At 68.6% G+C, this 15,018-nt stretch carries 14 protein-coding genes; 7 read left to right on the forward strand and 7 right to left on the reverse strand.

What is annotated here, in order from left to right; all coding sequences use genetic code 11:
* Window positions 1-1,358 precede the first annotated feature (1,358 nt).
* The 7 genes from tenA to V3328_RS00035 all read right to left on the reverse strand — a co-directional run bounded on the left by tenA (window position 1,359) and on the right by V3328_RS00035 (window position 9,493).
* Window positions 1,359-2,033, reverse strand: a complete 675-nt coding sequence (gene tenA / locus V3328_RS00005; RefSeq protein WP_340327578.1) for a thiaminase II — start codon at window positions 2,031-2,033, stop codon at window positions 1,359-1,361.
* Window positions 2,034-2,058: 25 nt separating this feature from the next.
* Window positions 2,059-2,475: a F0F1 ATP synthase subunit epsilon gene (locus V3328_RS00010; RefSeq protein WP_340327580.1), complete on the reverse strand. Its 417-nt coding sequence runs from the start codon at window positions 2,473-2,475 to the stop codon at window positions 2,059-2,061.
* Between the two features lie 27 nt (window positions 2,476-2,502).
* Entirely contained in the window at window positions 2,503-3,948 is a 1,446-nt protein-coding gene (atpD, locus tag V3328_RS00015) for a F0F1 ATP synthase subunit beta (protein WP_340327581.1), read from the reverse strand.
* A 27-nt stretch (window positions 3,949-3,975) separates the two neighbouring features.
* Window positions 3,976-4,860, reverse strand: coding sequence for a F0F1 ATP synthase subunit gamma (locus V3328_RS00020; RefSeq protein ID WP_340327582.1), 885 nt, complete (start codon window positions 4,858-4,860; stop codon window positions 3,976-3,978).
* A 37-nt stretch (window positions 4,861-4,897) separates the two neighbouring features.
* On the reverse strand, window positions 4,898-6,430 hold the full coding sequence (gene atpA, locus V3328_RS00025; protein WP_340327583.1) for a F0F1 ATP synthase subunit alpha: 1,533 nt from the start codon (window positions 6,428-6,430) through the stop codon (window positions 4,898-4,900).
* Complete coding sequence (locus V3328_RS00030; protein WP_340327584.1) at window positions 6,430-6,990, reverse strand: F0F1 ATP synthase subunit delta; 561 nt, start codon at window positions 6,988-6,990, stop codon at window positions 6,430-6,432. The genes atpA and V3328_RS00030 overlap by 1 nt, the downstream gene beginning before the upstream one ends.
* Before the next feature lie 346 nt (window positions 6,991-7,336).
* Window positions 7,337-9,493: a primosomal protein N' gene (locus tag V3328_RS00035; RefSeq protein ID WP_340327585.1), complete on the reverse strand. Its 2,157-nt coding sequence runs from the start codon at window positions 9,491-9,493 to the stop codon at window positions 7,337-7,339.
* Between the two features lie 229 nt (window positions 9,494-9,722).
* Here V3328_RS00035 and fsa point away from each other — a divergent pair, with 229 nt between their 5' ends.
* The 7 genes from fsa to hisC all read left to right on the forward strand — a co-directional run bounded on the left by fsa (window position 9,723) and on the right by hisC (window position 15,013).
* Window positions 9,723-10,376 carry a fructose-6-phosphate aldolase gene (gene fsa, locus V3328_RS00040; protein WP_340327586.1) on the forward strand — a complete coding sequence of 218 codons (654 nt, stop codon included), beginning with the start codon at window positions 9,723-9,725 and terminating at the stop codon, window positions 10,374-10,376.
* A 93-nt stretch (window positions 10,377-10,469) separates the two neighbouring features.
* Complete coding sequence (locus tag V3328_RS00045) at window positions 10,470-11,045, forward strand: DUF2239 family protein (protein WP_340327587.1); 576 nt, start codon at window positions 10,470-10,472, stop codon at window positions 11,043-11,045.
* A 10-nt stretch (window positions 11,046-11,055) separates the two neighbouring features.
* The gene (locus V3328_RS00050; protein ID WP_340327588.1) at window positions 11,056-11,355 is read left to right on the forward strand and encodes an antibiotic biosynthesis monooxygenase family protein; all 300 of its coding nucleotides are present in this window, start codon (window positions 11,056-11,058) and stop codon (window positions 11,353-11,355) included.
* 64 nt (window positions 11,356-11,419) lie between these two features.
* Entirely contained in the window at window positions 11,420-12,445 is a 1,026-nt protein-coding gene (locus tag V3328_RS00055) for a tyrosine recombinase XerC (RefSeq protein WP_340327589.1), read from the forward strand.
* Window positions 12,446-12,577: 132 nt separating this feature from the next.
* On the forward strand, window positions 12,578-12,748 hold the full coding sequence (locus V3328_RS00060; RefSeq protein ID WP_340327590.1) for a hypothetical protein: 171 nt from the start codon (window positions 12,578-12,580) through the stop codon (window positions 12,746-12,748).
* Between the two features lie 301 nt (window positions 12,749-13,049).
* Window positions 13,050-13,883: a chorismate mutase gene (locus V3328_RS00065; RefSeq protein WP_340327591.1), complete on the forward strand. Its 834-nt coding sequence runs from the start codon at window positions 13,050-13,052 to the stop codon at window positions 13,881-13,883.
* Between the two features lie 23 nt (window positions 13,884-13,906).
* Window positions 13,907-15,013 carry a histidinol-phosphate transaminase gene (hisC, locus tag V3328_RS00070; RefSeq protein WP_340327592.1) on the forward strand — a complete coding sequence of 369 codons (1,107 nt, stop codon included), beginning with the start codon at window positions 13,907-13,909 and terminating at the stop codon, window positions 15,011-15,013.
* Window positions 15,014-15,018: the final 5 nt, after the last annotated feature.

The following is a 15,018-nucleotide window of genomic DNA, read 5'->3' on the forward strand; positions in this document are numbered from 1 at the left end:
CCCTCACCCGCTCGCTGCGCTCGCGACCTCTCCCCGCCGGGGAGAGGTGGCCGCAGACGCTTTGCCAGGGTTACCGGCCAATATCGACGCGAGGCGGCGTGCTCATCCCGTCCGCCCGATGTTTTCGCAATGCGGCGTGCGCGCCCCGATGCCCCCCTCCCCTTGATGGGGAGGGGTCGGGGTGGGGTGGGGCGGCTTGCTCCGAGTCCGCGTGCCGGCGCCCGGTCGACGGCCACACACGCCCACCTCTCCCATGGGGAGAGGTGGCCGCAGATGCTTTGCCAGGACTACCGGGGCCCACTATCGCCGCGAGGCGCGGTGCTCATCCCGTTCGCGCGATGTTGTCGGAATGCGGTGTACGCGCCCCGATGCCCCCCTCCCCTTGATGGGGAGGGGTCGGGGGTGGGGTGGGGCGGCTTGCTCCGAGTCCGCGTGCCGACACCAGGTCGGCGGCCGCGCACGCCCGCCCCTCCCGCCGGGGAGAGGTGGCCGCAGACGCTTCTGCAATGGGGGAGGCAGCGATCGAGTCCGGCGGACGTGCTCCAGGCGGAATCCGCGGGCGGTGCCGCGACACCCGGTCGGTCGCCACACACGCCCACCTCTCCCATGGGGAGAGGTCGGCGCGAAGCGCCGGGTGAGGGGTAACAGCGTGAGCCGCATCCCCCGGCGCCCCCTCACCCGCTCGCTGCGCTCGCGACCTCTCCCCGCCGGGGAGAGGTGGCCGCAGACGCTTTGCCAGGGTTACCGGGGCCCACTATCGACGCGAGGCGGCGTGCTCATCCCGTCCGCCCGATGTTGTCGGAATGCGGCGTGCGCGCCCCGATGCCCCCATCCCCTTGATGGGGAGGGGTCGGGGGTGGGGTGGGGCGGCTTGCTCCGAGTCCGCGTGCCGACACCCATTCGGCGGCCAGGCACGCCCACCTCTCCCATGGGGAGAGGTCGGCATCGCAGATGCCGGGTGAGGGGCTCCGGGGCGGGCCGTATCCCCCGGCGTCCCCTCACCCGCTCGCTGCGCTCGCGACCTCTCCCCGCCGGGGAGAGGTGGACGCAGACGCTTCCGCAAAGGGGGAGGGAGCGATCGAGTCCGGCGGACGTGCTCCAGGCGGAATCCGCGGGCGGTGCCGCGACACCCGGTCGGTTGTCACGCACTCCACCTCTCCCATGGGGAGAGGTCGGCGCGAAGCGCCGGGTGAGGGGCTCCGGCGCAAGCTTTGGGCACCGATTGATGCGGAGAGGCCAAATCCTCCTCACCCGCTCACTGCGCTCGCGACCTCTTCCCGCAGGGGAGAGGGGGTCGCTGACGCCGTGCCTGAGCGGCCGGAAGGGATTGCAGACGTCGCGCCGGCAGCGTCCGCAACTCAGACCGGCCAGTCCTCCAGTTTGTACGCCGAATCCCAGAACATCCATTCGAGCTGGGTCGCCCGCGTGTAGGCGCGGTGCATCGCCTCGCGGGTCGCCGGATCGACGCCGGCCGCCGCCCGGTCGGTGGTGCGGATCGCCGCGGCCACCGAGGCGTGGAAGTCCTCGCCGGCATAGGTGTCGATCCAGGCCTGGTAGGGATTGTCGGGCGCGGCGCGGCCGTGGATGTCCTTGCCGACTTCCGCATAGACCCAGAAGCACGGCAGCAGCGCCGCCAGCACCACAGGGTAGGGCTCGGCATAGGCCGTCGCCATCAGGAAGCTGGTGTAGTGGTGGCAGGCCGGCGACAGCGGGATCTGCTCGAACACGTCGGTGGCGATGCCGAACTGGTCGAGATAGCCGCCGTGCAGGCTGCGCTCGACGACGATGGCGCCGTGGGCTGCCTCGGAGAACTGGATCAGCCCCTCCGCGTCGCCGGCCTTCGCCGCGGCCAGCGCCAGCGCCCGCGCGAACGCCATCAGGTAGTGTCCGTCCTGGACGATGTAGTGCTGGAAGCGGTCCCGGCTCAGCGTCCCCGCCGCCAGTTCCGCGTTGAACGGCAGCGTCCGGATCTTCTCGTAGAGAGCCGCGTTGCGGTCCCAGGCCTCGCCGCTGAACCCGCCTGCCGTCTGCATCTCGGACGTCGGACCCGGCCGCCGGTCAGGCGTGGCCGGCCGACCGCAGCGCGGCGAATACCTCGTTCAGCCGGGCAAGGTGCAGTTCGGCCTTCAGTCGGGTGACGTCGTCCTTGGCATCGGCGACGTCCTCCTCGGCGTTCTTGACCTCCTGGGCAAGCACCGCCTCGTCGATGTCCTCGAGCGGGATCGCCTGCTCGGCCAGCACGGTCAGCAGGTCCGGCCGCACCTCGGCGAAGCCGCCGCGCACGAACACGTGGCGGTCGGCGCCGCTCTCGCCGCGCACCATCAGGACGCCGGCCCTCAGCGTCGAGATCGCCGGCGCGTGGTTCGCCAGGACGCCGAAATCGCCCTCGGCGCCCGGCACGTCGACCTGCGTGACCTCCTCGGATATCAGCAGCCGCTCGGGCGAGACCAGCTCGAATTGGAAGGTGTCGGCCATGATGCCCCTAAGTCCCCGTTCGATCCCTTAGGCCGCTTCCGCCGCCAGGCGCTGCGCCTTCTCGACGGCGGCTTCGATCGTGCCGACCATGTAGAAGGCGGCTTCCGGCAGGTGGTCGTAGTCGCCGTCGCAGAGCGCCTTGAAGCCCTTGATCGTGTCGGCGAGGTCGACGAGCACGCCCGGCGAGCCGGTGAACACCTCGGCCACGAAGAACGGCTGCGACAGGAAGCGCTCGATCTTGCGGGCGCGCGCCACCACCAGCTTGTCCTCTTCCGAGAGCTCGTCCATGCCCAGGATCGCGATGATGTCCTGCAGCGACTTGTAGCGCTGCAGCACCTCCTGCACGCGGCGGGCGGTCTCGTAGTGCTCCTCGCCGATGATGTTCGGGTCGAGCATGCGCGAGGTGGAATCGAGCGGATCGACGGCCGGGTAGATGCCCTTTTCGGCGATCGACCGCGACAGCGTCGTGGTGGCGTCCAGATGGGCGAACGAGGTCGCCGGCGCCGGGTCGGTCAGGTCGTCGGCCGGCACGTAGATCGCCTGCACCGAGGTGATCGAGCCCTTGGTGGTGGTGGTGATGCGCTCCTGCAGGGCGCCCATGTCGGTGGACAGGGTCGGCTGGTAGCCCACCGCCGAGGGAATGCGGCCGAGCAGCGCCGACAGCTCCGAGCCGGCCTGCGTGAAGCGGAAGATGTTGTCGACGAAGAACAGCACGTCCTGGCCCTGGTCGCGGAAGTACTCGGCGACGGTGAGGCCCGACAGGGCGACGCGGGCGCGGGCGCCGGGCGGCTCGTTCATCTGGCCGTAGACCAGCGCGCACTTGGAGCCTTCGCCGCCGCCCTTCTTGTTCACGCCGGACTCGATCATCTCGTGATAGAGGTCGTTGCCCTCGCGGGTCCGCTCGCCGACGCCGGCGAACACCGAGTAGCCGCCGTGCGCCTTGGCGATGTTGTTGATCAGTTCCTGGATCAGCACCGTCTTGCCGACGCCGGCGCCGCCGAACAGGCCGATCTTGCCGCCCTTCGCATACGGGGCCAGGAGGTCGACGACCTTGATGCCCGTGACCAGGATCTCGGCTTCCGTCGACTGGTCGACGTATTCCGGCGCCGGGGCGTGGATCGGGCGGTGCTGCTTGGTCTTGATCGGGCCTTCCTCGTCGACCGGCTCGCCGATCACGTTCATGATGCGGCCGAGCGTCTCCTCGCCGACGGGAACCTCGATCGGCTCGCCGGTGTCGGTGACGTCCTGGCCGCGGGTCAGGCCCTCTGTGGCGTCCATGGCGACCGTGCGCACGGTGTTCTCGCCGAGGTGCTGCGCAACCTCGAGAACCAGCCGCGTGCCGTTGTTGTCGGTCTCCAGCGCGTTCAGGATTTCGGGGAGCTTGTCCTCGAAATGGACGTCGACGACGGCGCCCGTCACCTGGGTGATCTGGCCGACGTTCTTGTTCTTGGACGTGGCGGGTTTGCGTGCCATCGGATGTCTACCCTGTCTTCGCTATGGTCAGAGCGCCTCGGCGCCCGAGATGATTTCGATCAGTTCCTTGGTGATCTGCGCCTGACGCGTGCGGTTGTAGTCGAGCGTCAGCTTGTCGATCATTTCGCCGGCGTTGCGCGTGGCGTTGTCCATCGCGCTCATCCGCGCGCCCTGTTCGGAGGCGGCGTTCTCCAGCAGCGCGCGGAAGATCTGCACCATGATGTTGCGCGGCAGCAGGTCGGCGAGGATCTCGCCTTCCTCCGGCTCGAACTCGTAGGTCGCCAGCACGCCGGCGGCGATGTCTTCCTCGACCTCGGGAATGTGGGCGGGGATGAGCTGCTGGCCGGTCGGGACCTGGCTGATCACCGAGCGGAATTCCGAATAGAACAGCGTGCAGACGTCGAACTCGCCCGCGGCGAACAGGGCGAGGATGCGCTCGCCGATCGCCTGGGCGTTGACGAACCCGACCTGCTTGACGTCGCGCAGCGTGATCGTGTCGATGATCAGGCTGCCGTAGATGCGGCGCAGCTGGTCGTAGCCCTTGCGGCCGACGCAGAGGATCTTGACGGTCTTGCCGTCCGCCTGCAGCCGCGTCACCCGCTCGCGCACCAGGCGAACGATCTGCGAGTTGAAGCCGCCGCACAGGCCGCGCTCGGACGTGCACACCACCAGAAGGTGGACGTCGTCCCGGCCGGTGCCGACCATCAGCGGGGAGGCGTCCTCGGCGCCGCGCAGCGAGCCGGCGAGGCCGGCCAGCACCTGCTCCATGCGCTCGGCATAGGGCCGCGCCGCTTCCGCCGCGGTCTGCGCGCGACGCAGCTTCGCCGCGGCCACCATCTGCATGGCCTTGGTGATCTTCTGCGTCGCCTTGACCGAGGCGATGCGGTTCCTGAGGTCCTTGAGGCTCGCCATCTATTGCGGCTCCGGTAAGCGCGTCAGTCGGTGGCGATCAGGCCGCGAAGGCCTTGGAGAACTCGGACACGGTCTTCTCGAGGTCCTGCTCCGTCTTCTCGGAGATCGCCTTCTCCGTGCGGATAGACTCGAGAATCTCCGGCGCCTTGTCGCGGATGTGCCGCAGCAGGTCCTCCTCGAACTTGCGCACCGCGCTGACCGGGTGGTTGTCGAGGTAGCCGTTCACGCCGGCATAGATCACGACGACCTGCTCCTCGACCTTCAGCGGCGAGAACTGCGGCTGCTTCAGGAGCTCGGTGAGGCGGGCGCCGCGGTTGAGCAGGCGCTGCGTGGTGGCGTCGAGGTCGGAGCCGAACTGCGCGAAGGCCGCCATCTCGCGGTACTGCGCCAGCTCGCCCTTGATCTTGCCGGCGACCTGCTTCATCGCCTTGATCTGGGCCGAGGAGCCGACGCGGGAGACCGACAGGCCGACGTTCAGCGCCGGGCGGACGCCCTGGTAGAACAGGTCGGTTTCCAGGAAGATCTGGCCGTCGGTGATCGAGATCACGTTGGTCGGGATGTAGGCCGACACGTCGTTGGCCTGGGTCTCGATGACCGGCAGCGCCGTGAGCGAGCCCGAGCCGTTCTCCGCGTTCATCTTGGCGGCGCGCTCGAGCAGGCGCGAATGCAGGTAGAAGACGTCGCCCGGATAGGCCTCGCGTCCCGGCGGACGGCGCAGCAGCAGCGACATCTGGCGGTAGGCGACGGCCTGCTTGGACAGGTCGTCATAGGCGATCACGGCGTGCATGCCGTTGTCGCGGAAGTACTCGCCCATCGCGCAGCCGGAGAACGGCGCCAGGTACTGCATCGGCGCGGGGTCCGACGCGGTGGCCGCGATGACGATTGAGTAGTCGAGCGCGCCGCGCTCCTCGAGCACCTTGACGAACTGGGCGACGGTGGAGCGCTTCTGGCCGACGGCGACGTAGACGCAGTAGAGCTTCTCGCTCTCGCTGCCCGTCTCGTTGATCGGCTTCTGGTTCAGGAAGGTGTCGAGGATGATGGCGGTCTTGCCGGTCTGGCGGTCGCCGATGATCAGCTCGCGCTGGCCGCGGCCGATCGGGATCAGCGCGTCGACGGCCTTGAGGCCGGTCGCCATCGGCTCGTGCACCGACTGGCGCGGGATGATGCCCGGCGCCTTGACGTCGACGCGGCGCATTTCCTTGGACTTGATCGGGCCCTTGCCGTCGATCGGATTGCCCAGCGCGTCGACGACGCGGCCGAGCAGTTCCTTGCCGACGGGGACCTCGACGATGGCGCCGGTCCGCTTGACGGTGTCGCCTTCCTTGATCTCGCGGTCGGAGCCGAAGATCACGACGCCGACATTGTCGCTTTCCAGGTTCAGCGCCATGCCGCGGATGCCGTTCGGGAACTCGACCATCTCGCCGGCCTGGACCTTGTCCAGCCCGTAGACGCGCGCGATGCCGTCGCCCACCGACAGCACCTGGCCGACTTCGGTGACCTCGGCCTCCTTGCCGAAATTCTTGATCTGCTCCTTCAGGATCGAGGAGATTTCAGCGGCCCGAATGTCCATCAGCCGACCTCTTTCATAGCGATTTTGAGACTGTTGAGTTTGGTGCGAAGCGAGGTGTCGATCATGCGGCTGCCGACCCGGACGATCAGTCCGCCGAGCAGGCTCGCATCCACCTTCCTGTCGAGCTGCACCTCCTTGCCGAGCGAGGAGGTGAGCGCCGCGGTGAGGTCCTTGACCTCTTCGTCGCTGAGCTCGTGCGCCGAGGTGACGTGGGCGGAGACCTCGCCGCGGTGCCGGGCGACCAGCACGCGGTAGCCCTCGATCATGCCGGGCAGCGCGAACAGCCGGCGGTTCTTGGCCACCAGCCTGACGAAGTTCTCGGTGACGCCGGTGATGCCCGCCTTTTCCAGGATCGCGCCCATCGCGCGTTCCTGCTCCTCGGCGGAGAAGACCGGGCTGCGGAGCAGGCGCGTCAGGTCCTCGCTCTCGGCGATCATCCCGTCGAGCTGGTCGAGTTCGCCGGCGATCCGGTCGATCGCGCCTGCGTCCTCTGCCAGTTCGAACAGGGCCGTGGCGTAACGGCCCGCGACACCTGATACGATCGTGTCTTCTGCGCTCACGCGGCGTGCTCTCTGAATTCGGCCAGCCTGGCGGCGCCAACATGCCGCCACAGGCCGTAAGATGAAGCTCTCAAGCGGTCCAAGGGAGACCGTCCGCGGATCCGTCCGATCCTCGCCCCCCTGAAGCCGGCGTTTCGCTAGCACACTCACCCCACCCTTGCAACACGCCCCGGCACTCTTTGGGGGCAGCCTTTCGGACTATCCCGGGGTGACGCGACGGCCGCTGCTGTAAGGCCCCGCGCCGGGCGATTGTGCACTGCACAGCGATGGCGCGGCGACGGCAGGGTCTCGGCACACCGACGGCACGGCGACGACGCTGTCCTGGCACGGCCGTGACACCGCCGCGCTACAGGAAGCTGACCGGGTCGACGTCGACGGAGACACGCACGCCGCCGCGCGGTTTCGGTGCCGCGGCAAGCCATTGCCGGAGCCAGGACTGCAGCTCGAAGGCGCGCGAGGTCTGCACCAGGAACCGGTAGCGATGCCGCCCGCGCACCACCGCCAGCGGCGCTTCGGCGGGGCCCAGCACGCGCACCCCCTCGGCTGCCGGAACCACGCGGGCCAGCGCCCGGGAATGGCCGACCGCCTCCTGCTGGTTGCGGCCCGACACCACGATCGCCGCCAGCCGGCCGAACGGCGGCAGCCTCTGCCGCTCGCGCTGCTCCATCTCGCGCGCGTAGAAGGCCTCGCGGTCGCCCGAGACGATCGCCCGCATCACCGGATGGTCGGGATCGAAGGTCTGGATCAGCCCCCGGCCGCCGTCGCGATGCCGCCCCGCGCGGCCGGTAACCTGTTGAAGGAGCTGGAAGGTTCGCTCCGCGGCGCGCGGATCGGCGGTGGCCAGCCCGATATCGGCGTCGATCACCCCGACCAGCGCCAGGTGCGGGAAGTTGTGCCCCTTGGCGACCAGCTGCGTGCCGATGACGAGGTCGACCTCGCCGCGCTCGACCATGGCGAAGCGGTTCCTCAGCTCGGCGATCGAGCCGACCAGATCGCTCGACAGCATCAGGATGCGGGCGTCGGCAAAGGTCGCCGCCGCTTCCTCGGCGATTCGCTCCACCCCCGGCCCGCACGGCACGAGCGAGTCCTCCGCATCGCAGTTCGGGCACCTGTCCGGGCGGCGGATCGTATGGCCGCAGTGATGGCAGCAAAGCTCGCGCCGGAACCGGTGCTCGACCAGCCAGGCCGAGCAGTTCGGGCACTCGAACCGGAAACCGCAGCGCCGGCAGAGGGTCAAGGGCGCGTAGCCGCGCCGGTTCAGGAACAGGAGAGCCTGCTCGCCGCCGGCGATCGTCTCCTCCACCGCCTTGATCAGGACGGGGCTGAGGAAGCGTCCGCGTTCCGGTCCGTCGACGCGCATGTCGATCGCCTTGATGTCCGGCAGGCTGCCGCCGAAACGGTCGGGCAGGACGACATGGGCATAGCGCCCGCGCTCGGCATTGGCGCGGCTCTCGATCGACGGGGTCGCGGACGACAGCATGACCGGAAAGGCGCCGATCATGCCGCGCACCACGGCCATGTCGCGGGCCGAGTAGATGACGCCGTCCTCCTGCTTGTAGGCGGGGTCGTGCTCCTCGTCGACGACGATCAGGCCCGGTTCGGCAAAGGGCAGGAACAGGGCGGAGCGGGCGCCCGCGACAGCACGGATGTCGCCGTTTGCGACTCCCCGCCAGGTCCGTTCGCGCAGCCGCGACGTGATACCGGAATGCCATTCCGCCGGCCGGGCGCCGAAGCGTGCCTCGAACCGGTCGAGAAACTGGGTGGTCAGCGAGATTTCCGGGACCAGCACCAGGACCTGCCGGCCGCGGCCGAGCGCCTCGGCGACAGCCTCGAAATAGACCTCGGTCTTGCCGGCGCCGGTGACGCCCTCGATCAGGGTGACCGAGAAGGTGTCGGCCGCGACAGATTCGCGAAGTCTCGCCGCGGCCGCGGCCTGATCTAAGCTCAGCACCGGCGGGGCGAAGCCGGGATCGGGCGCCGGGACGACCGGCGCGGCGGGAAGCCAGACGATCTCGAGGGTGCCGGCGTCGACGAGGCCGTTGATGACCGACGTGCCGACGCCCGCGGCCTGCGCCAGCGCAGACCTGTTCCACGACAGGCCGTCGCCGACGACATCGAGAACCCGGGCACGCGCGGACGTCATTCGCTCGGGCGGCGGGCCGGCGAGCCGCACGGCCGATACCGGCCTTTCCGGCCCGAATGCCTCCGGCACCCGCAGCACCATGCGCAATACGGTGCCAGGCACGCTCAGCGTATAGTCGGCGATCCAGTCGACGAAACGCCGCATGTCTGCGCCGATCGCGCCGTCCAGCTTCGCCTCCACCGGCCGCAGCTTGTCCTGCGGCACGTCGTCGGGCTGGCCGTCCCAGACAACGCCGAGCATGTTGCGCGGCCCGAGCGGCACCACTACGACGTCGCCGGGGGCGAGCTCCATGCCGTCCGGGACCGAATAGGTGTAGGCGCGGTCGACGGCGACGGGCAGCAGGACGGAGACGGTGTTCATTGCGACAATCGCCGGCCTCGTGGTTCGAGACGTGCGGCTACGCCGCCCTCCTCACCATGAGGCCTTGGACGACTGGCAGGCCTCATCCTGAGGAGCGCCGAATGGCGCGTCTCGAAGGACGAGGCCAGCCGTTTGGGCCGGTATACTTCGAATCGGGGGACTGTCATTGCCGTCAAATTACGCTAAACAAGGCGCCCGTCAGCCGCCCGAGTAAATATTGGGGATAACAATGAAGTTCTTCGTCGACACCGCCGACATCAACGAGATCCGCTCGCTCGCCGAAACCGGCCTGCTCGACGGGGTCACGACCAACCCCTCGCTGGTTGCCAAGGCGGGCCGTCCGTTCCGCGAGATCGTCCGGGAGATCTGCGCGATCGTCGAGGGACCTGTGTCGGCGGAAGTCACCGCGACGGATGCCGACGGCATGGTTGCGGAAGGCCGCTCGCTCGCCGAGATCGCCGACAACGTGACGGTCAAGGTGCCGCTCACCATGGACGGGCTGAAGGCGTGCCGGTCGCTGACCCAGGCCGGCACCAAGGTCAATGTCACCCTGTGCTTCTCCGCCAATCAGGCGCTGCTGGCCGCCAAGGCCGGCGCCACGTTCATTTCGCCCTTCATCGGCCGGCTCGACGATATCGGCCTCGACGGGGTCGAGCTGATCCAGGAAATCCGCGCGATCTACGACAATTTCGGCTTCGACACGGAGGTGCTGGCCGCCTCGATCCGCACGGTCAATCACGTCAAGCTCTGCGCCCTTGCCGGCGCCGACGTGGCGACGATTCCGCCCGGCATCATCCGCCAGTTGGTCTCCCATCCCCTGACCGACAAGGGTCTCGAGGCATTCCTCGCCGACTGGCAGAAGACCGGGGACAAGATCCTCTGAGCGGCGGTCGTGCCCGGTTTTATCCGGGCATAATTGACAGATGTATTTTATCCGGGTAAATCCTCGCGGACCAGATCCGCAGGGAAGCCAGACATGACCGGCACGCGCACTTGCATCGCATTCGAGGGCACCCGTCGTATCGCCGCCGGGTCGCTTGCCGACGTCGCGCTGGCCGTCAAGCGGGCTGCCGACGGGAGCGGGACGGCCCCGGTCCTGGTTTTCGATGCCGATACCAGCCAGCCGATCGAAATCGACACCCGCGGCACGCTCGATGACGTTCGCAGCCGTCTCGTCGCCGAAGAAGAAGCCAACGCGGAGGCCGCCGCTCCGCGCAGGCCCGGGCGGCCGAAACTCGGTGTCGTCGGCCGCGAGGTGACGCTGCTGCCGCGGCACTGGGCCTGGCTCAATGGCCAGCCCGGTGGCGCTTCGGTGGCGCTTCGCAAACTCGTCGACAAGGCCCGCAAGGACAGCGATGGTCCGGAGCGAAAGCGCACGGCCCGCGAGGCATGCTATCGCTTCATGAGCGCCATGGCCGGCGACCTGCCGAATTTCGAGGAAGCCTCCCGCGCCCTGTTCGCGGGCGATCGCGACAGGTTCGACGAGATGGTCGATTTCTGGCCGGCGGATATCCGCGACCATGCCCACACCCTGGCGGATCCGGCGTTCTGAAGGTGGCGACATGATTCTCGAACACGCAGTCCTCAATATAAAGCCGGGCCTATCGGCGGCCTTCGAGGCCGCAATGGCCGAAGCGTTGCCGCTGATCTCGGCCAGCGAGGGGTTTCTGGGCATGGAGGTCCTGCCCTGCATCGAGACCGGCAACCGCTATCTGCTGCTGGTGAGGTGGACGAGCGTCGAGGCGCATGACCCGGGTTTCCGGGGCTCCGACCGCTACCCGCGCTGGCGCGCGCTGCTGCACCGGTTCTACGATCCGTCGCCCACGGTCGAACACTACGGAGCGCCGGTGGCGCGCGCGTGAAACGGCGGGTTAACCAACCCCGCCCAGTATCGGCGATGTGTTCCGCACGCGATAGTGAACCGCAATGCCCGCCGACATGCGCAAGACCCGCACCCCGTCCGTCCTCAGTGACGGCTCGGCCACGGTCGAACCGGTCGGCCCGCTGCTGGCCGCGCCGGACCTGCGCGCGGCGGCGGGCGACTGGCTGAGGCGGCTTGCCACCGAGCGTCGCCTGGCCGACCTGACCGTCGAAGCCTATGGCCGGGACCTGCGCCAGTTCCTGGCCTTCCTGCGCGACCATCTGGGCGGTCCCGCGACGATTGCCGACTTCACCGGCCAGAGCCCGGCCGACATCCGCGCCTACCTCGCCGCCCGGCGCGGCGAGGGACTGGCCGGGCCTTCGCTGTCCCGGGCGCTGGCGGCGATCAGGTCGTTTGCCCGCCATCTGGAGAGAACCGGTCATGCCGGCACCGCGGCGCTGACGGTGGTGCGCGGACCGAAGAAGCGCCACGCCCTGCCCAAGCCGCTGACGCCGGCGGCCGCGCTCAGGGTCGCCGACGCAGACGAAATTGATCCGGCCGGCGACGAGCCGTGGATCGCAGCGCGCGACGCGGCGGTGTTCTCGCTGCTCTACGGGTGCGGCCTGCGCATCTCCGAGGCGCTCGGCCTCACGCCCGCGGACCTGCCGAATCGCGAGGCAGGCGGCACGCAGACCCTGCGCATCACCGGCAAGGGCAACAAGACCCGCATCGTTCCGCTGCTGCCGGCAGTCGCCGATGCGATCGACGCTTACCGGACGAGCTGTCCCCATGCGCCCGAGCCCGACGGCGCGCTGTTCGTCGGCGCCCGCGGGGGACCGCTCAATCCTCGCATCATCCAGAGGCGGATGGCGAACCTGCGCGGTGCTCTCGGTCTCTCCGACAGTGCAACGCCGCACGCGCTGCGCCATTCCTTCGCCACGCATCTGCTGATGAACGGCGGCGACCTCCGCGCCATCCAGGAACTGCTCGGCCACGCCAGCCTGTCGACCACGCAGGTCTATACCGAAATCGACGAGCGTCGCCTGCTCGACGCCTATCTGGACGCTCACCCCCGCGCCCGTTCCGGCTGACCGGCCGCACGACATTCGCACATGCGGTAACGCGTTCGTGAGACGGCCCAGACTTGCCAAGAGGCCCGGGAGTGCTAGCCTTTCAGCTACGGCGCTTCATCCTGACGTCGTTCCAGAAAGGGGAGATTTCGCATGACCCGCAAGCTCCTCGCCGGTCTCGGCGCACTGGCCATGGTCGTCGCCTCCAGCTCCGCCTTCGCGGAGTGCTATTCGGGGCACACGGCATCCAAGTCCACGCCGGTCAAGACCGCGCAGATCAGTACCCCCGACCAGACCCCGGCCCCGCAAACCGCTCAGGAATAGCGGCTCGGGAGCGATTGCTCCGGAGCACGGGACCGCGGCACTGGCCGCACAAGATCCAGCCCGGGCTCCGGCCCGGGCTTTTTCATGTGCTCGCGGGCTGTCCGATCGTCGCCCCGCAGACGCTGGACTCCCGCACCGCCAGGGCCGGGCCACGGCCCTGAGGCGCCAATGTTTTCTTTGATTTCCCGAAGTCCCTCCCGTATGACTGCGCCCGGCCGGAAGGCCGTCGTCAGCTCCCGACAAACCGGTCTCCTCCGGTACAGGAACACCCGCAAAGCTCTCGCCCGGACCAGCATCCGCGATGACAGATCCCGCTACCCCACCCGTAGCCCCAGGTTCCGCCCCTGCGGCCAGCCTCGAGGCGCTGCGCGCCGACATCGACGCGGCAGACGAGCAGATGCACAAGCTGCTGATCCATCGCGGCCAGGTGATCGAACAGCTGATCGCGGCCAAGAAGGTAGGCGCCCGCAGCGCCGCGTTCCGGCCGGATCGCGAGGCCGACATGATGCGCCGCATCGCGGGCCGCCACTCCGGCCAGCTGCCGCTGTCGACCGTCGAGCATATCTGGCGGGAGATCATCGGGACCTTCACCCAGCTGCAGGCGCCGTTCAGCATCCACGCGGCGGGCTCCGGAACCGCGCGCATGCGCGACATGCTGCGGTTCTACTTCGGGTTCATGTCGAACCTGGTCGATGCTCCGTCGAGTCGCGCTGCCGTCGATGCGGTGGCGGCCTCCGGGGAGGATCTCGCCGTCGTCGCCTTCGACGATCCGCTGGAGGAACGATGGTGGGGTGGGTTGCCGGTTTCGGGCGATCACGCGACCGGGTCGATTGTGACCGGCGCCAAGGTGATCGCGGCGCTTCCCTTCCTTCCCCTCGACGAACGCCTCGATTTCCCGCGGGTCTTCGTCGTCGGCCCCGCCAACGTGAGCGGTCTGACGGACATCTACGCCTACGCCATCGAGACAGACACCGGGGCTGCTTCCGACCTTGCGGAATTGCCCGGCGCGATCGCCTCCCGGGGGCCGCGCAGCGCGATCCTCGTATCGCGACAGGCACCCGCGCAGTTCCACCAGGGCACGCCGGACGCGATCTGCCTCGGCAGCTTCGCCGAGCCGATGGGCTGGCCCGACTGAATCCTAGTCCGACGAGACAGACCATGAGCACACAGTCAGGCGGACCGCAGCCGCGCCGCACCATCCTCGACATCAAGGCCTACGTTCCAGGCTCGAGCGGCCATGCCCATGAGGGCAAGGTCTACAAGCTGTCGTCGAACGAGACGCCGCTGGGGCCCAGTCCCAAGGCGGTCGAGGCCTACAAGGCGGCCGCAGAGCATCTCGACCTCTACCCTGACGGCTCCGCCGGCGCCCTTCGGGAGGCCATCGGTGCGAAGTACGGCCTCGACCCCTCCCGCATCGTCTGCGGCGCAGGATCCGACGAACTCATCGGACTGTTGTGCACGGCCTATCTCGCGCCGGGCGACGAGGTCGTCTACAGCCAGCACGGCTTCCTCATGTACAAGCTGGCCACGCTGGCGGCGGGCGGCACGCCGATCGCCGCCCCGGAAACCGACCTCACCGCCGATGTCGATGCGCTGCTGGCCAAGGTCACCGACCGGACCCGGATCGTGTTCCTCGCGAACCCGAACAACCCGACCGGCACCTACCTGCCGTACGACCAGGTCCTGCGGCTGCATGCCGGCCTGTCCTCGAACGTGATCCTCGTGATCGATGCGGCCTACGCCGAGTATGTGAGGCGCAACGACTACAGTTCCGGCATCGAGTTGGTCGCCAACTCCAAGAACGTCGTGATGACGCGCACGTTCTCGAAGATCCACGGCCTTGCCGCCCTCAGGATCGGCTGGGCCTATTGCCCGGAGGCGGTCGCCGACATCCTCAACCGGGTGCGCGGTCCCTTCAATGTGAACGCACCGGCGATCATGGCCGGCGTCGCGGCAATCGGCGACGATGCGCTGGTCGACAGGGCGATTGCGCACAACGAGACCTGGCTGCCCTGGCTGAGCGCGGAACTGACCGCGATCGGCCTGCAAGTCACGCCGAGCGTCGGCAACTTCATCCTGATCGGCTTTCCCGATGCCGACGGAAAGCGGGCTGCCGACGCCGACGTCCATCTGCAGAGACGTGGCGTCTACCTTCGCCGTGTCGAGGCATACGGACTGCCCAATTGCCTGCGCATGACGATCGGCGGCAAGGAGGTGAACCGCCTCGTCGTCGACAGCCTTACCGAATTCATGGGCGCCGGCTGAGGCGA

This window comes from Microbaculum marinum (assembly GCF_037855135.1).
Lineage (GTDB): Bacteria > Pseudomonadota > Alphaproteobacteria > Rhizobiales > Tepidamorphaceae > Microbaculum > Microbaculum marinum.